Annotated in this window: 20 protein-coding genes and 1 riboswitch; of the genes, 14 read left to right on the forward strand and 6 right to left on the reverse strand. The window is 68.9% G+C overall.

Features of this window, described 5'->3' with window-relative positions; translation table 11 throughout:
- The first annotated feature begins 3 nt into the window (after positions 1 to 3).
- The 8 genes from CLU95_RS16050 (at position 4) to CLU95_RS16085 (ending at position 7431) form a co-directional block, all read left to right on the forward strand.
- Entirely contained in the window at positions 4 to 756 is a 753-nt protein-coding gene (locus tag CLU95_RS16050) for a transporter substrate-binding domain-containing protein (protein WP_099794525.1), read from the forward strand.
- A 7-nt stretch (positions 757 to 763) separates the two neighbouring features.
- Positions 764 to 1432: an amino acid ABC transporter permease gene (locus tag CLU95_RS16055; RefSeq protein ID WP_099794526.1), complete on the forward strand. Its 669-nt coding sequence runs from the start codon at positions 764 to 766 to the stop codon at positions 1430 to 1432.
- Positions 1429 to 1998 (forward strand): HutD/Ves family protein, encoded by a 570-nt coding sequence (locus CLU95_RS16060; RefSeq protein ID WP_099794528.1) that lies wholly within the window; start codon positions 1429 to 1431, stop codon positions 1996 to 1998. Before CLU95_RS16055 ends, CLU95_RS16060 begins: the two co-directional genes overlap by 4 nt.
- Positions 1999 to 2021: 23 nt before the next feature.
- Complete coding sequence (gene hutI, locus CLU95_RS16065) at positions 2022 to 3272, forward strand: imidazolonepropionase (protein ID WP_099797337.1); 1251 nt, start codon at positions 2022 to 2024, stop codon at positions 3270 to 3272.
- Positions 3269 to 4651: a formimidoylglutamate deiminase gene (locus CLU95_RS16070; protein ID WP_099794530.1), complete on the forward strand. Its 1383-nt coding sequence runs from the start codon at positions 3269 to 3271 to the stop codon at positions 4649 to 4651. Before hutI ends, CLU95_RS16070 begins: the two co-directional genes overlap by 4 nt.
- A 13-nt stretch (positions 4652 to 4664) precedes the next feature.
- Positions 4665 to 5492, forward strand: a complete 828-nt coding sequence (gene hutG, locus CLU95_RS16075; RefSeq protein ID WP_099794532.1) for an N-formylglutamate deformylase — start codon at positions 4665 to 4667, stop codon at positions 5490 to 5492.
- Positions 5493 to 5532: 40 nt separating this feature from the next.
- Entirely contained in the window at positions 5533 to 6579 is a 1047-nt protein-coding gene (locus CLU95_RS16080; protein WP_099794533.1) for a homocysteine S-methyltransferase family protein, read from the forward strand.
- A 78-nt stretch (positions 6580 to 6657) separates the two neighbouring features.
- A complete protein-coding gene (locus CLU95_RS16085; protein ID WP_099794534.1) occupies positions 6658 to 7431 on the forward strand; it encodes an SH3 domain-containing protein in 774 nt (257 codons plus the stop codon).
- A gap of 9 nt (positions 7432 to 7440) precedes the next feature.
- Here the strand turns inward: CLU95_RS16085 and CLU95_RS16090 are convergent, their stop codons facing one another.
- Positions 7441 to 8361, reverse strand: a complete 921-nt coding sequence (locus CLU95_RS16090) for a LysR family transcriptional regulator (RefSeq protein ID WP_099794536.1) — start codon at positions 8359 to 8361, stop codon at positions 7441 to 7443.
- Between the two features lie 109 nt (positions 8362 to 8470).
- Here CLU95_RS16090 and CLU95_RS16095 point away from each other — a divergent pair, with 109 nt between their 5' ends.
- On the forward strand, positions 8471 to 8908 hold the full coding sequence (locus tag CLU95_RS16095; protein WP_099794538.1) for a PACE efflux transporter: 438 nt from the start codon (positions 8471 to 8473) through the stop codon (positions 8906 to 8908).
- Between the two features lie 21 nt (positions 8909 to 8929).
- Here the strand turns inward: CLU95_RS16095 and CLU95_RS16100 are convergent, their stop codons facing one another.
- Together CLU95_RS16100 and CLU95_RS16105 are read right to left on the reverse strand one after the other, a co-directional pair.
- Complete coding sequence (locus CLU95_RS16100) at positions 8930 to 9841, reverse strand: lipase secretion chaperone (protein WP_099794540.1); 912 nt, start codon at positions 9839 to 9841, stop codon at positions 8930 to 8932.
- An 11-nt stretch (positions 9842 to 9852) separates the two neighbouring features.
- Positions 9853 to 10908 carry an esterase/lipase family protein gene (locus CLU95_RS16105; RefSeq protein WP_257214640.1) on the reverse strand — a complete coding sequence of 352 codons (1056 nt, stop codon included), beginning with the start codon at positions 10906 to 10908 and terminating at the stop codon, positions 9853 to 9855.
- Between the two features lie 133 nt (positions 10909 to 11041).
- Positions 11042 to 11117, forward strand: a riboswitch (S-adenosyl-L-homocysteine riboswitch).
- 22 nt (positions 11118 to 11139) lie between these two features.
- Here CLU95_RS16105 and metH point away from each other — a divergent pair.
- The 4 genes from metH to CLU95_RS16125 all read left to right on the forward strand — a co-directional run bounded on the left by metH (position 11140) and on the right by CLU95_RS16125 (position 17148).
- Complete coding sequence (gene metH, locus CLU95_RS16110) at positions 11140 to 13902, forward strand: methionine synthase (protein ID WP_099794544.1); 2763 nt, start codon at positions 11140 to 11142, stop codon at positions 13900 to 13902.
- A 99-nt stretch (positions 13903 to 14001) separates the two neighbouring features.
- The gene (locus CLU95_RS16115; RefSeq protein WP_257214641.1) at positions 14002 to 15768 is read left to right on the forward strand and encodes an ArnT family glycosyltransferase; all 1767 of its coding nucleotides are present in this window, start codon (positions 14002 to 14004) and stop codon (positions 15766 to 15768) included.
- The gene (locus tag CLU95_RS16120; protein ID WP_099794547.1) at positions 15765 to 16739 is read left to right on the forward strand and encodes a glycosyltransferase family 2 protein; all 975 of its coding nucleotides are present in this window, start codon (positions 15765 to 15767) and stop codon (positions 16737 to 16739) included. The genes CLU95_RS16115 and CLU95_RS16120 overlap by 4 nt, the downstream gene beginning before the upstream one ends.
- 7 nt (positions 16740 to 16746) lie before the next feature.
- Positions 16747 to 17148 carry a GtrA family protein gene (locus CLU95_RS16125; RefSeq protein WP_099794548.1) on the forward strand — a complete coding sequence of 134 codons (402 nt, stop codon included), beginning with the start codon at positions 16747 to 16749 and terminating at the stop codon, positions 17146 to 17148.
- Positions 17149 to 17298: 150 nt separating this feature from the next.
- Here the strand turns inward: CLU95_RS16125 and CLU95_RS16130 are convergent, their stop codons facing one another.
- The 3 genes from CLU95_RS16130 to CLU95_RS16140 are packed head-to-tail and all read right to left on the reverse strand — an operon-like array spanning position 17299 to position 20019.
- Positions 17299 to 18498, reverse strand: coding sequence for an amidohydrolase family protein (locus CLU95_RS16130; protein ID WP_099794549.1), 1200 nt, complete (start codon positions 18496 to 18498; stop codon positions 17299 to 17301).
- On the reverse strand, positions 18444 to 19217 hold the full coding sequence (locus tag CLU95_RS16135; protein WP_099794550.1) for a TetR family transcriptional regulator: 774 nt from the start codon (positions 19215 to 19217) through the stop codon (positions 18444 to 18446). Before CLU95_RS16135 ends, CLU95_RS16130 begins: the two co-directional genes overlap by 55 nt.
- 28 nt (positions 19218 to 19245) lie before the next feature.
- Positions 19246 to 20019, reverse strand: coding sequence for a ferredoxin--NADP reductase (locus CLU95_RS16140; protein ID WP_099794551.1), 774 nt, complete (start codon positions 20017 to 20019; stop codon positions 19246 to 19248).
- Between the two features lie 319 nt (positions 20020 to 20338).
- Here CLU95_RS16140 and CLU95_RS16145 point away from each other — a divergent pair, with 319 nt between their 5' ends.
- Positions 20339 to 21958 carry a 6-hydroxynicotinate reductase gene (locus CLU95_RS16145; RefSeq protein ID WP_099794552.1) on the forward strand — a complete coding sequence of 540 codons (1620 nt, stop codon included), beginning with the start codon at positions 20339 to 20341 and terminating at the stop codon, positions 21956 to 21958.
- Positions 21959 to 21960 lie beyond the last annotated feature (2 nt).

The following is a 21960-nucleotide window of genomic DNA, read 5'->3' on the forward strand; positions in this document are numbered from 1 at the left end:
CTAATGAACACCCGTCGCACCCTCGTCGCCGCCGCACTGTCCGGCCTCGCCTTCTTCGGTTTCGCTGGCGCTGCGCACGCCCAGGGCGAGCCGCTGCGCGTGGCCACCGACGCCACCTTCCCGCCGATGGAGTTCGTGGAAAACGGCAAGCGCACCGGCTTCGACGTCGAGCTGGTCGAGGCCATCGGCAAGACGCTGGGCCGCAAGATCGAGTGGATCGACATCGACTTCAAGGGCCTCGTGCCGGGCCTTATTTCGAAGCGCTTCGACATGGCCGTGTCGGGCATCTACATCACCGACGAGCGCAAGAAGGTCGTCGACTTCACCGTGCCGTACTACGCCGGCGGCCTCGTGGTCATGGTGAAGGACAACAACACCACCATCAAGAAGCCGGCCGACATCAACGGCAAGAAGGTCAGCGTGCAGGTGGGCACCAAGTCGGTGGCCTACACCAAGGAAAAGTTCCCGCAGGTGCAGCTGCTGGAAGTCGAGAAGAACCAGGAGATGTTCAACCTCGTGGACATCGGCCGCGCCGACGCCGCCGTCACCGGCAAGCCCGCCGCCTTCCAGTACGTGCGCACGCGCGGCGGCCTGAAGGTGCTCGACGAGCAGATCACCACCGAGGAATACGGCATGGCCATCCGCAAGGACACGCCCGAGCTCACCAAGGCCGTGAACGGCGCGATCGAGAAGCTCAAGGCCGACGGCACCTACGCGGCGATCGTCAAGAAGTGGTTCAGCGCGAACACCAAGTAAGCGCGCCATGGACTTCGATTTCTCGCCCGTCTGGCAGGGCTGGCCCGACCTGCTGCGCGGCGCGCTGGTCACGGTGGAAATCACCGCCTGCGCGCTGGCCCTGGGTTGCGTGCTGGGCTTGCTGGTCGGCATCGGCCGGCTGAACCCGAAGCGGCGCTGGATCTACGGCGTGTGCACCGCCTACGTGGCGGCCATTCGCGGCACGCCGCTGCTAGTGCAGCTGTTCATCCTGTTCTTCGGCCTGCCGCACTTCGGCATCCTGCTGCCGGCCTTTTTGTGCGGCGTGCTGGGGCTCGGCGTGTACTCGGGCGCCTACGTGTCGGAGATCGTGCGCGGCGCGATCCAGTCGATCGACAAGGGCCAGACCATGGCCGCGCAATCGCTGGGCATGACGCCCGGCGTGGCGATGCGCCAGATCGTGCTGCCGCAGGCCGTGGTGCGCATGATTCCGCCGCTGGGCAACGAGTTCATCGCGCTCATCAAGAACTCGGCGCTGGTGTCGCTGCTGACCATCCATGACGTGATGCACGAGGGCCAGAAGATCATCAGCGTGTCGTACCGCTCGCTCGAGGTGTACCTGGCGATTGCGGTCGTCTACTTCGTGCTCACGGGCACGATGACGCTGATCCTGCGGCACTTCGAACAGAAGCTGCGCCAGGGCGGGTTGATGCGATGAGCGTGCAGCGTTTTTCGCGCGCGACCCTGCGCGCCACGCCCTGGAAAAACGGCGGCGGCACCACGCAGGAAATCGCCAGCTGGCCGCCAGGCGCGGGGCTCGACAGCTTCGGCTGGCGCGTGAGCATCGCGACCATCGCGTCGCCCGGCCCGTTCTCGGTGTTCCCGGGCATCGAGCGCCAGATCATGCTGCTCGAAGGCGACGGCGTGCGTCTCTTCACGCACGACGGCCGCGTGTCGCACCGGCTCGACGTGCCGCACCGGCCCTTCGCTTTTTCCGGCGACGACCCGATCGACTGCACGCTGCTCGGTGGCGCCTCGAACGACTTCAACGTGATGACGCGCGGCGGCCAGTGGCGCGCCGACGTGCAGGTGCTGGACCATGCCGCCGACATCGCGCCTGCACCGCACGGCGTGCTGCTGGCGTTGCGCGGCGATTGGCGCTTGAATGACGAAGGCCTTGGCGAAGGCGAGGGCCTGTGCTGGACCGATCACGCGCAAGCGTGGCAAGCCGCACCGGGCAGTGAAGACGCGCGGCTCGTGGCCGTGCGCTTCGTGCCGGCCTGACCGCCGGAAGGAAAAAAATGACGATGAAACCCCCCAGCGAATTTCCCTCGGCCGACGGCCTCTGGACCGGCCTGCGTCTAGCGCCCGGTGCGGCGCCCGGCGTCACATTGGCGCCCGATGCCGAAGCCGCCCTCGTGGTCGCGCAGGGCATGGTCCGCTGGGTCGGTGCGCGCGCCGATCTGCCCGCCGAGTTCGCGGGGCTCGCGCCGCACGACGGTGGCGGCGCGCTCGTCACGCCCGGCCTCGTCGATTGCCACACGCACCTGGTCTACGGCGGCCAGCGCGCCAACGAGTTCGCGATGCGGCTCGCGGGCGCCACGTACGAAGAAGTGGCGAGGGCCGGCGGCGGCATCGTCTCGTCGGTGCGCGCCACGCGCGAAGCCGACGAGGACACGCTCTTCGCACAGGCCGCCGCGCGCCTCGAACAGCTGCTGGCCGACGGCGTCTGCGCCATCGAGATCAAGTCGGGCTACGGCCTCGCGCTCGAACACGAGCGCAAGCAGCTGCGCGTGGCGCGGCGCCTGGGCGAGGCCTACGGCGTCACCGTGCGCACCACCTTCCTGGGCGCACACGCGCTGCCACCGGAATACGCCGGCCGCAGCGGCGACTACATCGACCTCGTCTGCAAAGAGATGCTGCCCGCGCTCGCCGCCGAAGGGCTGGTCGATGCGGTCGACGTGTTCTGCGAACGCATCGCCTTCTCGCTCGAAGAAACCGAGCAGGTCTTCAAAGCCGCGCAGGCGCTGGGCCTGCCCGTGAAGCTGCATGCCGAGCAGCTCTCGGACATGGGCGGCGCGGCGCTGGCCGCGCGCTACGGTGCGCTGTCGTGCGACCACATCGAGCACCTGTCGGCCGACGGCATCGCGGCCATGCGCCAGTCGGGCACCGTGGCCGTGCTGCTGCCCGGCGCCTACTACACGCTGCGCGACACGCACCTGCCGCCCATCGACGCGCTGCGCGCCGCGGGCGTGCCGATGGCCGTCTCGACCGACCACAACCCCGGCACCTCGCCGACGCTGAGCCTGCTGCTGATGGTCAACATGGCCTGCACGCTGTTCCGCCTCACCGCGCCCGAGGCGCTGGCCGGCGTCACGGTGCACGCCGCGCGCGCGCTGGGCCTGCAGGCCACGCACGGCGCCATCGCGCCCGGCATGCCCGCCAACTTCGTGCTCTGGAACCTGGCCGACGCGGCCGAGCTGGCCTACTGGTTCGGCCAGCAGCCGGTGCGCACCGTGGTGCGCCAGGGGCGCATCGCCATCGGAGCCACTGAATGACACACACGCTTTTCGCGGCCGATGCGCTGCTGCCCGCAGGCTGGGCAAAGAATGTCCTGCTGACGTGGAACGACGCGGGCCAGCTCACGCAGGTGCAAGCCGGTGCGCAACGCAGCGCCGACACGCCCGCCGCCCACGGCCCCGTGATCCCCGGCATGCCCAACCTGCATTCGCACGCCTTCCAGCGCGCCTTCGCGGGCCTCACCGAGCACCGCGCCGAGCAGCAGGACAGCTTCTGGAGCTGGCGCACGCTGATGTACCGCTTTGCGGCGCGCCTCGGCCCGCAGCACATGGAAGCCATCGCGACCTGGCTCTACGCCGAGATGCTCGAGGCGGGCTACACCAGCGTGTGCGAGTTCCAGTACGTGCACCACGACACCGACGGCCGCCCCTACGCCGACGACGCGGCGCTGAGCCGCGCGCTGCTGCGCGCCGCACAGAACACAGGCATCGGCTTCACGCTGCTGCCGGTGCTCTACCAGACCAGCGGCTTCGGCGACCAGCCGCCCACCGACGGGCAGCGCCGCTTCATCCGCTCGACCGAGTCGATGCTGCGCCTGCTCGACACGCTCAAGCCCGACTGCGACGCGCAGGGCGCGCGCCTGGGCCTGGCGCCGCATTCGCTGCGCGCCGTGCCGCCCGAGGCGCTGCGCGAGGCGCTCGCCGGCCTGGACGCCATCGACCGCACCGCACCGGTCCACATCCACATCGCCGAGCAGACGAAGGAAGTGGACGACTGCGTCGAGTGGAGCGGCCTGCGTCCGGTCGAATGGCTGCTCGACCACGCGAGCGTCGATGCGCGCTGGTGCCTCGTGCACGCCACGCACATGAACGACGCCGAGTACGAATACGCCGCGCGCAGCGGTGCGGTCGCGGGCCTGTGCCCGACCACCGAGGCCAACCTCGGCGACGGCATCTTCGACTTCGCGCGCTGGCGCAGCCACGGCGGCGCCTGGGGCGTGGGCTCGGACAGCCACGCCAGCGTCAACGCGGCGGAAGAGCTGCTGATGCTCGAATACAGCCAGCGCCTGGGTCGGCGCCAGCGCAACGTCGGCGCCAGCGCGGCGCAGCCGCACGTGGCCACCGCGCTCACGCTCGAAGCCGTGCAGGGCGGGGCGCAAGCGGCGGGCCGCACGGTCGGCGGGCTGGCCGCGGGGCAGCAGGCCGACTTCGTCGTGCTCGATGCCTCGCACCTCGCGCTGCAGGGCCTGTCGGCCCCCGACATGCTCTCGGCCCACGTGTTCGCAAGCCACCGCACCTCGGCCGTCGATGCGGTCTGGGTGGCGGGCCGCGCGCGCGTCACGGCCGGTCGCCACGCGCTGCACGACAGCGCGGCGTCGGGCTTCGTGGCAGCGCGCACCCAGCTTCTGCAGGACTGAGAAAATTCACCCCATGGCTCTTTTCACCACCACCGAACCGGCGTTCCGCTTTCGCCAGGGCACGCGCCCGCTGCTGATCTCCATGCCGCACGTCGGCACGCACGTGCCGCCCGCGCTGGCCGCACGCTTCACCGACGAGGCGCGCCACGTGCCCGACACCGACTGGCACCTCGAACAGCTCTACGACTTCGCCGATGCACTCGGCGCCTCGGTGCTCGTGGCCACGCACTCGCGCTACGTGGTCGACCTGAACCGTCCGCCGGACGGCGCCAGCCTTTACCCGGGCCAGAGCGTCACCGGCCTGTGCCCGGTCGACACCTTCGACGACACGCCGGTCTACGCGAACGCCGGCGAGCAGCCGTCCGACGCCGAGATCGCCGAACGCCGCGACGCCGTCTGGCGCCCCTACCACCAGCAGCTGCAGGCCGAACTCGACCGCCTCACGGCCGCGCACGGCACCGTCGCGCTGTGGGACGCGCACTCGATCCGTTCCGTGCTGCCGCGCTTCTTCGAAGGCAAGCTGCCCGACCTGAACCTGGGCACCGCCGACGGCAAGAGCTGCGACCCCGCGCTGGCCGCCACGCTGCGCGGCATCGCTGAGTCGGCGCCCGGCTACACCGGCGTGCTCAACGGCCGCTTCAAGGGCGGCCACATCACGCGCCAGTACGGCAACCCGGCCGGCGGCGTGCACGCGGTGCAGCTGGAAATGACGCAGTCGAGCTACATGCAGGAAGCGCTGCCCTTCGACTACCTGCCCGACGTGGCGGCGGGCGTGCAGCCGCACGTGCGGCGGATGCTGGAAGCGGTGCTGGCTTTCGTCGAAGCCCAGCGAAAGGGCTGACGGGCATCAGGGGCGGGCCCCGGTTTCTACAATCGGGGCCATGAAGCCCGTCATCTACACCCGCGGCCAGGCCCTGCCTGGCATCCTCGCCCAACGCATTGCCATCCTCGACGGCGCGATGGGTACGATGATCCAGCGCTTCAAGCTCACCGAGGAGCAGTACCGCGGCGAGCGCTTCAAGGACTTCGAGCGCGACGTGAAGGGCAACAACGAGCTGCTGTCGCTCACGCGGCCCGACGTCATCACCGACATCCACGAGGCCTACCTCGCGGCCGGTGCCGACCTCATCGAGACCAACACCTTCGGCGCCACCACCATCGCGCAGGAGGACTACAAGATGGCCCACCTGGCGCGGGAGATGAACCTCGAATCGGCCAAGCTGGCGCGCGCGGCCTGCGACAAGTACAGCACGCCGGACAAGCCGCGCTTCGTGGCCGGCGCCCTTGGCCCGACGCCCAAGACCGCGAGCATCAGCCCCGACGTGAACGACCCGGGCGCACGCAACGTCGATTTCGAATCGCTGCGCGCCGCGTACTACGAGCAGACCGAAGCGCTGGTTGAAGGCGGCTCTGATGTGATCCTGGTCGAGACCATCTTCGACACGCTCAACGCCAAGGCCGCGCTGTTCGCGGTGGACGAGTACTTCGACAACAGCGGGCACCGCCTGCCGCTGATCATCAGCGGCACCGTGACAGACGCCTCGGGCCGCATCCTCAGCGGCCAGACCGTCACCGCCTTCTGGCACAGCGTGCGCCATGCGCAGCCGCTGGCCATCGGCCTGAACTGCGCGCTGGGCGCGACGCTGATGCGCCCCTACATCCAGGAGCTGGCGCGCGTGGCGGGCGACACCTACATCAGCTGCTACCCGAACGCCGGCCTGCCCAACCCGATGAGCGACACCGGCTTCGACGAGACGCCCGACGTCACCTCGCGCCTGCTGCACGAGTTCGCGGCCGAGGGGCTGGTGAACATCGTGGGCGGCTGCTGCGGCACGACGCCGGACCACATCGCGGCGATCGGTGCGGCGGTGGCGCCTGCGAAAGGCCGCATGCTGAACACCAACGGCTTCTACAAAGAAGCTGCCTGAAGCCGGGCGCCACGCGCGCCTTCGGCTGATTGACGGCTCCCCGTGCCGCGCCTACGCTGGCGCGCACAGGAGCCCCTCATGAACGCCACATCCTTCTTGCGTCGCGCCGCCTTGGGCGCGCTCGTTCTGCTGCTGCCGCTTGCGGCGGCGGCGCAGCAGGCCTTCACGCGCGGCGCGGTCAACATGCGCGCCGGGCCCTCGGGCGACTACCCGCTCGTGGCACGGCTCGGGCCGGGGCAGCCGGTCGACGTGGTCGGCTGCACCAGCGGCTATGGCTGGTGCGACGTGGTGCTGCCCGACGGCGGGCGCGGCTGGGTCTGGTCGAAGAACCTCGACTACGCCTACCAGCAGCAGCGCGTGCCGCTGGCCACCTACGGCGCGGTCATCGGCGTGCCCATCGTGAGCTTCGTGATCGGCAGCTACTGGGCCGACTACTACCGCGACCGCCCCTGGTACGGTGACCGGCGCTGGTGGGGCCAGCGGCCCCCGCCGCCGCCGATCGCAGGCTGGCGCCCGCCGCCGCCCGTGCGCCCGGGCTGGCAGCCGCGGCCCTGGCCGCCGGGGCAGGGCGTGCGTCCGCCGCATGGGCCCGGGGTCCGGCCACCGCATGGCCCAGGCGTTCGTCCGCCCGGTGGGCCGGGTTACCGGCCGCCCGTCGACCCGGGGTTCCGCCCGCCGCGGCCACAGCCGGGCTTCCGGCCCGGACCGCCGCCGGGCGTGTCGCATCCGCATCCGGGCGGAGGCCGGCCCGGTGGGGGCGGCGGTGGAGGAGGAGGGCGTCCGCACGGCGGGGGTGGTGGCGGTGGTGGTGGGCACGGCGGCGGTCAAGGGCACGGCCACGGCCGGCCCTGAACCGACGATTCAAACGGCCGGCGTCTCGATGCCGGCCGCCGCCTGCCGGTCGCGCGCGATCAGCGCCACGAAGCGCTGCGCGCCCAGGCCCAGCGGCCGTTCGCGCGACCACACCACGTCCACCCACAGGTCGAGCCCGTTGCTGAGGTTCTCGAACGGAATCTCGACCAGCGCACCCGCCGCCACGTGCGGCCGCGCGAAGTTTCGCGGCAGCCAACCCCAGCCCAGCCCGGCGGTGATCAGGCTCAGCGCGGCCAGCGCGTTGTCGGTGCGCCAGACATGCCGCGCGAACACGAAGCGCGGGTCGCTGGTGCCCAGGTCACGCCCGGCGACCACGATCTGCCGCGTGTTGGTGAGGTGCTCCTCGCGCAGGCGCCCGCCGGCCGCCGCCTGCAGCACGGGATGGTCGGGCGCCATCACGGCCACCATGGTGTCGCTGCCGACCTCCTGGAAGCCCTCGCGGCCGTCGAGGCTGGGCCGCTCGAACACCAGCGCAAGCTGCGCCCGGCCGCTGTGCAGCAGCGCCAGCGCGTCGGCCTGCGGCGCGGCCAGCACCTCGACCTGCAGCAGCGGGTAGTCGTCGGCCAGCGCGGCCAGCGGCCCGCTCCAGGGCGCGGCCAGCAGCTCGGGCGCAATGGCCAGCGTGAGCCGGTCTTCCAGCCCCTGCGTGAGCGCCAGCGCCTGCACCTGCAACTGCCGCAGCTGGGCCGCGAGCAGCCGCGCCTGGGGCTCGAGCGAACGCGCGGCCGACGTGGGCTGCGGCTCGCGGCCGCTGCGGTCGAACAGCGGCAGCGCCAGCTCGGCCTCGAGGTTGGCGATGGCCATGCTCACGGCGGAGGGCACCTTGCGCAGCGCCCGCGCGGCGGCCGAAAACGAGCCGTGGTCGATCACGGCCAGGAAAACCTCGACGTTGTCGCTGGAGAAAGCCATGGCGCCCCGATCTGTCTGATCTATCAATAAAACTGAAACAAGTTAACTTTTTATATCAGCCAAACACAAATAAAGTCCACCCATCGCAGTCACACAGACAGAGAAATTCATGCAGGGCATTCAGCGTCGGATCGTTTACATCTCCCTCTACGAGGGCATTGCCATCGTGGCGGCCAGCGCCGGCCTGGCCCTGATGTCGGACGCGGGGCTCGGCCATTCGGGCCTGTTGGCGGTGGGCGCCTCGGTCATCGCGGTGATCTGGAACCTGACGTTCAACGCCCTGTTCGAGCGCTGGGAGTCGCGCCAGGCGGTGCGCGGGCGCAGCCTGAAGCGCCGCATCGCCCACGCCATCGGCTTCGAGGGCGGCCTGATCGCCTTCCTGGTGCCGATGCTGGCCTGGGGCCTGGGCGTGTCGCTCTGGCAGGCGCTGGTGATGGACCTGGGCCTGGTGGTGTTCTTCCTGGTCTACACCTTCGTCTTCAACTGGGCCTTCGACCGCGTGTTCGGCCTGCCGGCCTCGGCGATGGGCGAAGCGCAACCTGCGTAAGCCGGCGCTTACTTAACGGATTCATTGCGCCGGCTTGGGCGCAGTGGACGAGCGCATCGCCAGGGCACCGCTCAGGCGCAGGCGCTCGTTCTCGTTGAAGAGCGTCTCGCGCAGCTGGGCCCGCTCGGCTTCGGGGGCGCTGGCGTAGCGGTCGAGTCGGGCGTTCCATTCCTGGGTTTCCTGGTCGAGCGTGGCCAGGCCGCGCGCCACCTCGTAGCCGTAGGCCTCGCTGCGCGCGGCAAAGCGCTCCTGGGGGCTCGCGCCGCGCGCCTGCAGCGCCTCGGTCTGGCGCATCACGTCGAGGTGGGCCACCGCGTCCTTGCGCACCTCGCGCTGCGCGGGCGACAGCCAGGCCTGCTCGCTTTGCGCCAGCGCCGCCGCGCGCTGCTCGGGCGTGAGGCCGGGGTTGGACAGCAGTTCCATCTTCTCGGCCATGAACTGGTCCTGCCGGATCTGGTCGCCGAACAGGCCTTCGATTTCCTCGGGCGCGAAGAACTGCCGGCGCACCACCTCGCGCGCCTCCAGGCTGCGCCGCAGGAAGGCCGGGTCGCCGGGCGCGGGCGGCTGCAGGGTGCGCAGGGCTTCCTGCATGTCGACATAGCGCTCCAGCAGGCCCAGCGCGCGCACGCGCCAGTCTTCGCGCAGGTGCTTGGCCAGCAGGGCGGGCGCGCGGGCCATCAGCGTGGCCTTGCTGTCGGCCTGTGCTTCGGCGAGCACCTGGTCGAAGAGGGTGATGAGGTCGCTGGTGAGGAGGGCGTCGGGGGCCGCGGCGGTGGAGGCCGGGCGTGGCGCGGGAGACGGTGCGGCGGTCGCGGTCGCTGCTGCGGGCGCGGCGGCCCGTGGCGCATCGCCCGCATCGGGGCCCAGCGCCAGCCAGCCGGTCCCCACGGCCACCAGCGCGACCGCGCCGAGCGTCAACGCCACACCGCGCATGCGCTGCGTCCTCAGAGCCCCGCGCTCTTGAGTCGCGCGGCCTGTTCCCTGAACAGCTCCGGCGGCTTCTTCTCGTAGTACGGGAACTGGCTGCCGTAGGTGTTGCCGAAGGCCTGGTTGACCTCGTCCAGGTGGTTCTGGCGGTAGTCGCCCAGGTGGGTGCCCAGGCGCGTGGTGCAGACCGCGAGCAGGCCGTCGTTGGCTTCACCGAAGAAGAACAGGCCGCCCAGCGTCGACAGCGCCGCGTCGCTCGGGTCGAACAGGTTGAAGCTGGTCGACACGCCCGACCACGAGTAGTAGCGCACGCCGTTGGCCACGGCCGCGCCGCTCTTCACGTCGCACGACGAGCCCGCGGCGGGCCGGCCCTGCGGGAACTTGGCGTCGAAGGCCGCGCCGCCCGCCGTGGTGAGCGAGGCCAGCGCGTTCAGCGGCACTTCGGGCAGCTGGCTCGGGTCCTTGCCCGAGAGAAAACCGATCATCCCCGTCAGCAGGCCGATGGCCTTCACCACCAGGGTCTGGGCGATGCCGCCTTCGGGCAGCTTGGCCAGCAGGTCGGCCACTTTGGAGCCGCCGTTGGCGCCGCCGACCGACGTGACCGACGCCACCATGTCGGGTGCCACCGCCGCCACGTAGCGCACCGTGGGCGAGCCCTGCGAATGGCCGATGAGGTTGAACTTGAGCGTGGGGTTCCGCTCGAGCGCGCGGATCGTCTTGAGCTCCTGCAGCAGCTGCTCGCCGCGGATCTCGGAAGTGTTGGTGCCCGACACCTGCGCCACGTACACCTTGGCGCCCGCGCCGGCCAGCTTGCCGGGGATGTCGTAGAAGTAGTCGACGCCCAACAGGTTGTCGAAGCCGAGCAGGCCGTGGACCAGCACGATCGGGTAGCGGGTCTTCGCCGTGTCGGAGGTGACGCGGGCCTCGACCCGCGTCGCGGTGTCGCCGACAGCGGCCTGCGCAGGTGGTGCCAGCGTGGTGAGGGCCGCTGCGGCCAGGAGACCGCAGCTCAAGGCCACGGCGCGCATCGGGGTGGCTGCATGCTGCAACCGGACAATCGACTTCCTGGCCATCTGGCGCTCTCCCTTACGTTTGGTTAAAAACACGAACGTTCGTTCGGAAACGGTGGGCGCATTCTGTTGACACGTGCAGGAATGAAAACTGGGGTTTTCCCAGGGCGCAATCGAATCGACCTAAAATGCGCGACTTCCCAAGGAGCGTTGCAGCGGTTCGCCACAGAGGCGAATCGTCAGGCTTGGGGCGACAACGACGCTCGCCTGTTCGACTCTTCCGCAGGTGAGGCCATGTCCCAGATTCCCGCATCCGTTTCCGCTCCCGTTGCTCCCCCTCCCATGAAGCTGTCCGGCCTCGAGCCGGTCGCCATCGGCGCAGGGACGCTGTTCGTCAACATCGGCGAGCGCACCAACGTCACCGGCTCCAAGGCCTTCGCGCGGATGATCCTCAACGGCCAGTTCGAGGACGCCCTGGCCGTCGCGCGCCAGCAGGTCGAGAACGGCGCGCAGGTCATCGACATCAACATGGACGAGGCCATGCTGGACAGCAAGGTCGCCATGGTCCGCTTCCTGAACCTCATTGCCAGCGAGCCCGACATCGCGCGCGTGCCGGTGATGGTCGACAGCTCGAAGTGGGACGTCATCGAGGCCGGCCTGCGCTGCATCCAGGGCAAGGGCATCGTCAACTCCATCTCCATGAAGGAGGGCGTCGACAAGTTCAAGCACGAGGCCAAGCTGGTCAAGCGCTACGGCGCCGCTGCGGTGGTCATGGCCTTCGACGAGAAGGGCCAGGCCGACACCTACGCACGCAAGATCGAGATCTGCGAGCGCGCCTACCGCGTGTTGGTCGACGAGGTGGGCTTTCCGCCCGAAGACATCATCTTCGACCCGAACATCTTCGCCATTGCCACCGGCATCGAGGAGCACGACAACTACGCGGTCGACTTCATCAACGCCGTGCGCTGGATCAAGCAGAACCTGCCGGGCGCCAAGGTGTCGGGCGGCGTGAGCAACGTGAGCTTCAGCTTCCGCGGCAACGACCCGATGCGCGAAGCGATCCACACCGTGTTCCTGTACCACGCGATCCAGGCGGGCATGGACATGGGCATCGTCAACGCCGGCATGGTCGGCGTGTACGACGACCTGGAGCCCACGCTGCGCGAGCGCGTGGAAGACGTGGTGCTGAACCGCCGTCCTGATGCCGGCGAGCGCCTGGTCGAAGTGGCCGAAACCGCCAAGAGCGGCGCCAAGGACGAAAGCAAGCGCCTCGAATGGCGCGGCACGCCCGAGAACTTCGTGCACGTCAACCAGCGCCTCTCGCATGCCATGGTGCACGGCATCACCGACTTCATCGTCGAGGACACCGAAGAGGCCTACCAGCAGATCCTGGCCAAGGGCGGCCGTCCGCTGCACGTGATCGAAGGCCCGCTCATGGACGGCATGAACATCGTGGGCGACCTGTTCGGCGCCGGCAAGATGTTCCTGCCGCAGGTGGTCAAGTCGGCACGCGTCATGAAGTCGGCCGTGGCCCACCTGCTGCCCTACATCGAAGCCGAAAAGCTGCGCGACGAAGCCGCCGGCCGCGACGTGCGCACCAAGGGAAAGATCATCATCGCCACGGTGAAGGGCGACGTGCACGACATCGGCAAGAACATCGTCACCGTCGTGCTCCAGTGCAACAACTTCGAAGTGGTGAACATGGGCGTGATGGTCCCGTGCCACGAAATCCTGGCCAAGGCGAAGGTCGAGGGCGCGGACATCGTGGGCCTGTCGGGCCTCATCACGCCGAGCCTCGAAGAAATGCAGTACGTGGCCGGCGAAATGCAGCGCGACGACCACTTCCGCATCAAGAAGATCCCGCTGCTCATCGGCGGCGCCACCACCAGCCGCGTGCACACGGCCGTGAAGATCGCGCCGCACTACGAAGGCCCCGTGGTCTACGTGCCCGACGCCTCGCGCAGCGTGAGCGTGGCGCAGAGCCTGCTCTCCGACCAGGCCACCGCGTACATCGACGAGATCAACGCCGACTACGCCAAGGTGCGCACGCAGCACGCCAACAAGAAGCAGGTGCCGATGTGGCCGCTGGCCAAGGCGCGCGCCAACAAGACGCCGGTCGACTTCACGCAGTTCGTGCCCACGGTGCCCAAGTTCATCGGCCGTCGCGTGTTCAAGAACTTCGACCTCACCGAGCTGGCCAAGTACATCGACTGGGGCCCGTTCTTCCAGACCTGGGACCTGGCCGGCCCGTTCCCCGCCATCCTGAAAGACGACGTGGTCGGCACCGAGGCCGTGCGCGTGTACGCCGACGGCCAGCGCATGCTCAAGCGCCTCATCGAAGGGCGCTGGCTCAGCGCCAGCGGCGTGGTCGGCTTCTGGCCCGCCAACACCGTGAACGACGACGACATCGAGCTGTACACCGACGAGACGCGCAGCGAAGTGGCGCTCACCTGGTACGGCATGCGCCAGCAGACCGAGAAGCAGATGATCGACGGCGTGATGCGCCCCAGCCGCTGCCTGGCCGACTTCGTCGCGCCGAAGGACAGCGGCGTGAAGGACTACGTCGGCGTGTTCGCCGTCACGGCCGGCCTGGGTGTCGAGAAGAAAGAGAAGTTCTTCATGGACGACCTCGACGACTACTCGGCCATCATGCTCAAGGCCCTGGCCGACCGGCTGGCCGAGGCCTTTGCCGAGGCGCTGCACCACCGCGTGCGCACCGACCTGTGGGGCTACGCGAGCGGCGAAGGCCTGAGCAACGACGACATGATTGCCGAGAAGTACCGCGGCATCCGACCCGCGCCCGGCTACCCGGCCTGCCCCGACCACAGCGTGAAGGGCCCGATGTTCGACCTTCTGAACTGCGCGGACATTGGCATGACCCTGACGGAGAGCCTCGCTATGATGCCCGCCGCCAGCGTGAGCGGCTTCTACCTCGGTCACCCCGATGCGACGTACTTCAACGTCGGCAAGATCGGGCACGACCAGTTGCAGGACCAGGCGGCGCGGCGCCACACGAGCGAAGCGGAGCTCGAGCGCCTGCTCGCGCCGAACCTTTGAACCTGCCGGTCGGCCGGCCCACCGGTGTGACCGGCCACGGGAGTTGATATTCAGAAGCTGATCTTTGCCGCCGCGCACTACGCCCAGTTCGCGATCTTCGTGATCGCCTGCTGGGGTGCCGGCCGCGCGGTGCTCGCGCGCCTGCGTCCCCCGTCGCGCCGCGACGCCTGGCTCGAAGCCGCCATGGCGGCCGCGCTCGGTGTCGGCCTCTACATCTGTGCCTTCCAGGCGCTGGCCATCTTCGGACTCTTCCGCCGCGAGGCCACGCTGGGCCTGGTCGGCGCGGGCGTCGTGGCCGCCGCGTGGCAGTGGCGCGGCTGGCGTGCCGACGTGCGCGCGCTGCGCGCAGCCGCGCCCGTCGCCCCGCCATGGAGCCGCTTCGAACGCATCGCCGCCATCGCGCTGGCGCTGGTCGCGCTGCCCGCGCTGGTGGCGCCGCTCGCGCCGCCGGCCGCCTTCGACGAGCTGATGTACCACCTGCCCTATGCACGCCTCGTGGCGCAGCAGGGCACGCTGGGCATCCACGACTGGCTGCGCTACCCCTGGTTCCCGTACAACTACAACCTGCTGTATGCCGCCGCACTGCAGGTGGGCGACGACGTGCTGCCGCACTTCCTCAATGCCCTGGCGGGTGCGCTGTCGGTGCTGATGATCTTCCGCATCGGCATCCTGCACGCCAACCGGCTCACTGCCTGCATCGGCGCGGCCATCTGGCTGGGCATGGGCGACTACGCCAACGCGCTGATCGACATGGGCGTGGCGCTGTTCGTGCTGTCGGCCTTCGTGGCGCTGTGGTGGTGGCGCGAATCCGAGCCTTTGCGCGACGGCACGCGCTGGCTGTCGCTGGCGGCGTTCTGCCTCGGCGTGGCAGCGGGCTCCAAGTACCAGGCGCTGATCTTCCTGCCGCTGGTGGCGCTGTTCGTGGTGCGCCACGAGCGCCGCGTGTGGCGCGCCTGGGCGCCGGCGCTGCTGTGCTTTTTGATTCCGTGCATCTACTGGTACGCGCGCAACGCGGTCATGACGGGCGACCCCTTCAACCCGATCGGCGCGCGCGTGTTCGGCTTCAGCGAATGGATTCCGGCCGATTACGTGCAGCAGGTTGCCGACGTGCGCGACCACGCCGAGATGCCCAACGCGCTGATCTGGTCGGTGTTCCTCGCGCCCTTCAGCGTGTGGTGGAAGCGCTCTGCCGCCGTGCGCGCGGCGGGCTGGTTCTGCCTGTACTCCGTGGCCGTGTGGGTCGTGACCTCGCGCTACCCGCGCTACCTCATGGCCTCGTTCCCGCTGCTGGCACTGACCGCCGCCGTGGGCTGGCAGGCGCTGGGCAGCTGGATCGCGGCGGGCGTGCGCCGCCTGCGCGGAACCCAAGCGACGGCAACATCCACCGGTCCGCGCAGCGGCGCCGGCATCGGCGACTGGGTCGTGGTGCTGCTGCTGGCCGTGCTGGCGGCCGTGTCGGTCGGCCAGACGGCCACCAAGGTGTCGATGATCTCGCTCACGCCCGAGAGCCGCGAAGCGTTCTTGCGCAAGCACGTGCCGGGCTACGGTGTCATGGACTATGTGCGCCGCCACGTGACCGGCCGCGTGTACCAGATCGCGCTGAACGAGGCGATCTACTACGGCCCCAACCCGATCTGGGGCGACACGCTCGGGCGCTGGCGCTACCGCGACTACCTGCTGATGTCGCCCGGCGACACGGCGCGCAAGCTGGCCGCCGAGGGCTTCACCACCGTCGTCATGTCGCCCGAGATGGTGAAAGTGCTCAGTGCGCGGCCCGACTTCGACAAATACTATGGCCTGCTGCACGAACAAGACGGCAGCCGGGCCTACCGACTCCTTCCGGCGACCGCCCTGACCGCACCATGACCGACCTCCGACCCGCTCCCGTGTCCGCCATGCCGCGCATTGCCGCCGTCATTCCCTGCTTCAACGAAGCCCTGGCCATCACCCAGGTGATCGAAGGCTTCCGCGCGGCGCTGCCCGGCGCCGAGATTCACGTCTTCGACAACAACTCCACCGACGACACCGCCGCCGTGGCCCGCGCGGCCGGCGCGATCGTCACGCACGTGGCCGCGCGCGGCAAGGGCAACGTGGTGCGGCGCATGTTCGCCGACGTCGAGGCCGACATCTACGTGATGGTCGACGGCGACGCCACCTACGACACCACCGCCGCGCCGCGCCTCATCGCGCGGCTGGTCGAGGGCAACCTCGACATGGTGGTCGGCAGCCGCGTGGACGACGGCCAGGACGCGCTCACCTACCGCGCCGGCCACCGCTTCGGCAACTGGCTGCTCACGGGCACTGTGGCGCAGCTCTTCGGCGGCGGCCTCACCGACATGCTTTCGGGCTACCGCGTGTTCTCGCGCCGCTATGCCAAGTCGTTCCCCGCGTTGTCGCAGGGCTTCGAGATCGAGACCGAGCTGACCGTGCACGCGCTCGAACTGCGCATGCCCTATGCCGAAGAAGGCACCGCCTACAGCACGCGCCCCGAAGGCTCGCACAGCAAGCTCTCGACCTACCGCGACGGCTGGCGCATTCTGAAGACCATCGGCAAGCTGTTCGTGAGCGAACGGCCGCTGCAGTTCTTCTCGATCGTCGCGGCCGTGCTCGCGCTCGGCGCGCTCGCGCTGGCCGTGCCGCTGTTCATGACCTACGCCCACACCGGCCTGGTGCCGCGGCTGCCCACGGCGGTGCTCGCCACGGGCGCGATGCTGGCGGCGCTGCTGTCCTTCGTCTGCGGCGTGGTGATGCACACCGTCACGCTGGGCCGGCAGGAGGCCAAGCGGCTGCGCTACCTGGCGCAACCCTGCGTGCGCGAGAGCTTGCGCGCACGCTGATGCGGCCATGAAGATCGGGCGCGAGTTCCTCTCGTTCGCCGTGGCCGGCGTGATCGGCCTCGTGGTGGACGTGACGGTGCTCTACCTGCTGGCGCCGCTGTTGGGCTGGTACGGCGCGCGCGTCGTGTCGTTCCTGGCCGCCGCCACCACCACCTGGCTCTACAACCGCCGCTACACCTTCGCGGCGAGCGCGGCCGGAGCCGCCACGGGGCGCTCGGTCTGGCGCGAATACCTGGGCTACCTCACGACCATGCTGGCCGGTGCGGTGCTGAACTACAGCGCCTACGTGCTCACGCTGCATTGGGTGGAAGGGCGTTGGGCTGCGGCGCTCGGCGTGGCGGTGGGCAGCATCGCGGGGCTGGGGGTGAACTTCCTGTCGGCGCGGTACCTGGTGTTCAGGGCCAAGTAGGGTTCCCGTCTTGCTCCCTCTCCCCTCGGGGAGAGGGTTGGGGTGAGGGTCTACGGCGCTTGCGAATGCCGGGCTTGTGAGAAGGCCGATGCCCTCACCCTAGCCCTCTCCCGCGGGCGGGAGAGGGGACAAGACAGGGCGCGTTCAGTTTCAGTGCCCGCCCGACACCACCACCGGAATCTCCGTCGCCGGCGGCGTGTTCCGGCTGCGGCCGCAGCGCACGAGGCCGTCGATCATCACCATGCCCACGCCCGGGATGTCGCCCAGCTGCACGCTTTCGAGCAGGCCCGGTGCGGGCGAATGCTGCGCGCGGTCCATGAAGACGAAGTCGGCGTCGCGGCCCACTTCGATCAGGCCGCAGTTGAGCTTGCGGATCTTTGCCGTGTTGCCGGTCGCAAAGCAGAACACCAGCTCGGCCGGAATGTTCGCGATCGACGACAGCATCGCCACCATGCGCAGGATGCCCAGCGGCTGCACGCCCGAGCCCGCGGGCCCGTCGGTGCCGAGGATCACGCGGTGCGGACACTTCAGTTCGAGCGCGGCCTTGGCCGCCGCGATGGCGACCTTCTCGTTGCCGTTGTGCACGATCTCGATGGCGCGCGTGCTCTTCTCGCACAGCTCGCACACATGCGCCTCGGGCAGCGAGGTGTGGCCGCCGTTGATGTGGCCGATGATGTCGGCGTCGGCCTCGAGCACCACGTCCTTGTCGATCAGGCCCGAGCCCGGGATCGACGGGCCGCCCGTGTGGATCGTGCTCTGGATGCCGTACTTGCGCGCCCAGGCCACCATCTCTTTCGCCTCGTAGCCGGCCTTCACCGAGCCCAGGCCCACTTCGCCGAGCAGGCCCACGCCGGCTCCGGCGAGTTCCTTGAAGTCGCTCTCGACCATGCCCTTTTCGATCACCGGCGCGCCCGCCAGCACCTTCACGCCGCCGGGGCGGAAGTTGTCGAAGGCGCGCTGCGCGGTGATGGCCAATGCCTTCAGTCCGACGATGTCTTTCGGGCGGCCCGGCAGGTGCACCTCGCCCGCAGAAATCATGGTGGTCACGCCGCCGTGCATGGTCGAATCGATCCAGCCGATCTGGCCCTGGCGCGGCGTCCAGTCGCCGAAAACCGGGTGCACGTGGCTGTCGATGAGGCCGGGCGCGACGCAGGTCTTGCGCGCGTCGATCACGGTCTGCGCGCCTTCGAGGTCGCAGTCTTTTTCCTTGCCGATGGCGACGATCAGGCCGTCGTTCACCACCAGGGTGTCGGCGTCGAGGATGGGCTTGTCGATGTCGCCCGAGAGCAGCAGCCCTATGTTCTTGATGACGACCTTGCCCGACTTTGCGCCGGCTGCGATTTCTGCCATTTCGTGGTGTCCTCGTGGGGTGGGGTGGTGTTGTCTTGTTCCTGGATGTCGTCCGCGCGCACGGTGCGCAGCAGGGTCTCGATCACGAAATCTTCCCAGTGCCGAATCGCCTCGGGCGACTCCATCGGCTCGCCGAGGAAGGCCGTGAGCGTGTGCCGGTTCGAGGTGTAGAAATAGCCGGTGGATGCAATCAGCAGGTAGATGTCGCGCGCCACGAGGTCGGTGCGGAACAGGCCCTGGGCGCCGCCGCTGGCCAGAATTTCAGAAATGATGGCCACCGCCCGCGACGAGTACTCGCGCGCCCGCAGCGACTTCGAGATGTGCCGGCCCTTGTGCAGGTTCTCGGTGTTCAGCAGGGTGACGAACTCGGGGTTCTTGCGGTAGTAGCCGAGCACGAAGCGGATGACTTCGGTGAGCGCTTCCACGGGCCGCGAGGCGTCGAGCGCGATCGCGGCCTCGGCGTCGTCCATGCGCTGGTAGATGCCTTCGAGCACCGCGATGAACAGGCCCTCTTTGCTGCCGAAGTAGTAATAGATCATCCGGTCGTACGACTTGGCGGCCTTGGAGATCTTCTCCACGCTGCCGCCGTCGTAGCCGTACTTGGCGAACACCTTGGTCGCCGCCTTGAGGATGCTGTCGCGCGTGGCCTGGGCCGCGGCCTCGCGCACGCCGGTGCGGCGCTGGGGCTTGGGCTTGCTGACGGAGCGGGAGTCGGCCATCGTGCGCGCAGCGCCTCTTTGTCTTGTCTTACTTTTCGGCGAACGCGCGTTCGACCACGAAGTCGCCCGGCGTCGAGGTGTTGCCTTCCTTGAAGCCGCGCTTTTCCAGGATGTGCTTCAGGTCGACCAGCAGGCCGGGGCTGCCGCACAGCATCACGCGGTCTTCCTCGACGTTGAGCGGAGGCAGGCCGAGGTCGTCGGTGAGCTTGTTGCTCTCGATCAGGTCGGTGACGCGGCCCTGGTTGCGGAACTCCTCGCGCGTGACCGTGGGGTAGTACAGCAGCTGCTTTTCGATCATCTCGCCCAGGATCTCGTGCTTGGGCAGGTGGTCGGTCACGAGGTCGTGGTACGCCAGCTCGTCGACCTGGCGCACGCCGTGCACCAGGATGACCTTTTCGAACTTCTCGTACGTCTCGGGGTCGCGGATGATGCTCATGAACGGCGCCAGGCCGGTGCCCGTGCCGAACAGGTACAGGCGCTTGGCCGGCAGCGTGTAGTCGATGAGCAGCGTGCCCGTGGGCTTGCGGCCCACGATGATGGTGTCGCCCACCTGGATGTGCTGCAGCTTCGAGGTGAGCGGGCCTTCTTCGACCTTGATGCTCAGGAACTCGAGGTGCTCCTCGTAGTTGGGGCTCACGATGCTGTACGCGCGCAGCAGGGGCTTGTTGTTGACCTTCAGGCCGATCATCGTGAAATGACCGTTCGAGAAGCGCAGCGACGGGTCGCGCGTGGTGGTGAAGGTGAACAGGCGGTCGGTCCAGTGGTGGACGCTCAGGACGCGTTCTTCGCTGAATGCACTCATACAGAACTCAAGTGTTGGTTGAAGACAGGAAAGGGTGGCTGAGCCGAAATGCACGCCTTTGGGGCGTCCGCCATCGGCCGGCTAGCAACCCTCCATTGTCGTTGGTCGGAAAAACCCCGATGAACACCGCGAGAAAACACCATTGCAAGCATCGGGCCTGTTTGCTACATTGACCTTTGATGTAGTGAACGCAACATGAAAGTGTAGGGGATGCTACACAAACGACAGCCGGCGCACAAGCACTTGCACGGCACGTTTGTTGCAAACCTCCGGAGCCTGAAGACCCGCTCCGACAGCACCACACCACGAGATCGCCCCGATGACTGAACACACCAAGACAGACGGATTGCCCGGCATGGACATGCCTCTGGTTGCCGAGGCCGGCAGCACCGCCTTCGGCAAGGCGCCGCCGCGCAACGAGAAGATGAGCACCGCCAAGGTCGAGTGCAACGCCTGCCCGGTGCTGTGCCAGATCTCCGACGGCCGCACCGGTGCCTGCGACCGCTACGCCAACCGCCAGGGCGTGCTGGTGCGTGTCGATCCGGTGGTGCTGCTGCGCCGCACGCTTGCCAGCGAACAGCCGGCACTCGTGCCCTTCGATCGCCCTGGTGCCGAAGTGGCCGAGGCAGACGCAACGCCCGACTGGAACGGCGACCTGCTGCACGCCGACGAGGTCTTCGTCACCGGCGTGGGCTCGTCCACCACGTACCCCGACTACAAGCCCGCGCCCTTCATCGTGGCTTCCAAAGCCCAGGGCGTCGACATGGTCACCGTCGTCACCGAAGGCATCTTCAGCTACTGCAGCTTCAAGGTGAAGATCGACACCGACCGCTTCCTGGGCGCCGAGCAGGCCAACGTGCGCTACAAGGGCGAGGTCGTGGGCCATGTCACCACGGCCGAATACGGCTCGCAGATGCTGTCGCTGGGCGGCGTGCACCACCTCACGGGCGGCAGCAAGAAGGAAGGCCGCATGACGGCCGAGCTGATGCAGTTGCTGGGCAACAAGCAGGCGGTCGAATGCACCATCGACGGCGGCGCCAGCCTCGTCGTCCAGGCCGGCAAGGCGCCCATCGTCAACGGCGTCGAAGAGCAGCGCATGCGCGTGGGCTGCGGCTCGGCGGCCGTGGGCATCTTCGCGCGCCAGTTCGCCGGCGTGGCCGACGAGGTGGTGGTGGTCGACGACCACATCACCGGCGTGCTCACCGAACACCAGGCCGGCCGCTGCCTCGACATGACGCCCTCGGGCATCCAGATGCTGGGCCGCAAGTCGACGCCGGGGCGCTACTTCCAGGTCGCGAACCCGGGCAACGGCTGGGGCGGCACCGACATCGCCGACCCGCTTTCGATCATCGAAGGCTGGGAAGAGGGCGTGGCCCGCCCCGGCCTGCGACTGCTCATGACCTCGACCACCGGCGAGCACGCGCAGTGGTACGTGCTCGATGACGCACTGAAGCCCATCGAACAGCAGATGCCGCCCGAGGTGCGCCGCATCGTCGATCGCATCGGCGAGAACTGCGAGCCTTCGCTGTGCACCGTGCTGTTCCTCGGCGGCGCCGGCGGCAGCCTGCGCGCGGGCGTCACCGAGAACCCGGTGCTGCTCACGCGCGCCATCAAGCGCGCGCTGGTCAACGTCACCTGCGGCGGCGCGCCGGCCTATGTGTGGCCCGGCGGCGGCATCACCGTGATGGCCGACGTCATGCGCATGCCCGATCACAGCTTCGGCACCGTGCCCACGCCGGCCATCGTGGCGCCCATCGAGTTCAGCATGCGGCGCGCCGACTACGAAGCGCTCGGCGGCCACGTCGAACACATCTTCCCGCTCGAACAGGCGCTCGCGCGCGGTGCATGGCAGGAAGACGGCGCACCGCTGGCGCGCCAGTGGCTCGTCATCGACGATGCCAATCCGTGGCCGCTCGGTCACGCCCCGATGCTGGGCTGAAC

Origin of the sequence: Variovorax sp. 54, from assembly GCF_002754375.1 — a bacterium.
Classification (GTDB): Bacteria; Pseudomonadota; Gammaproteobacteria; order Burkholderiales; family Burkholderiaceae_C; genus Variovorax.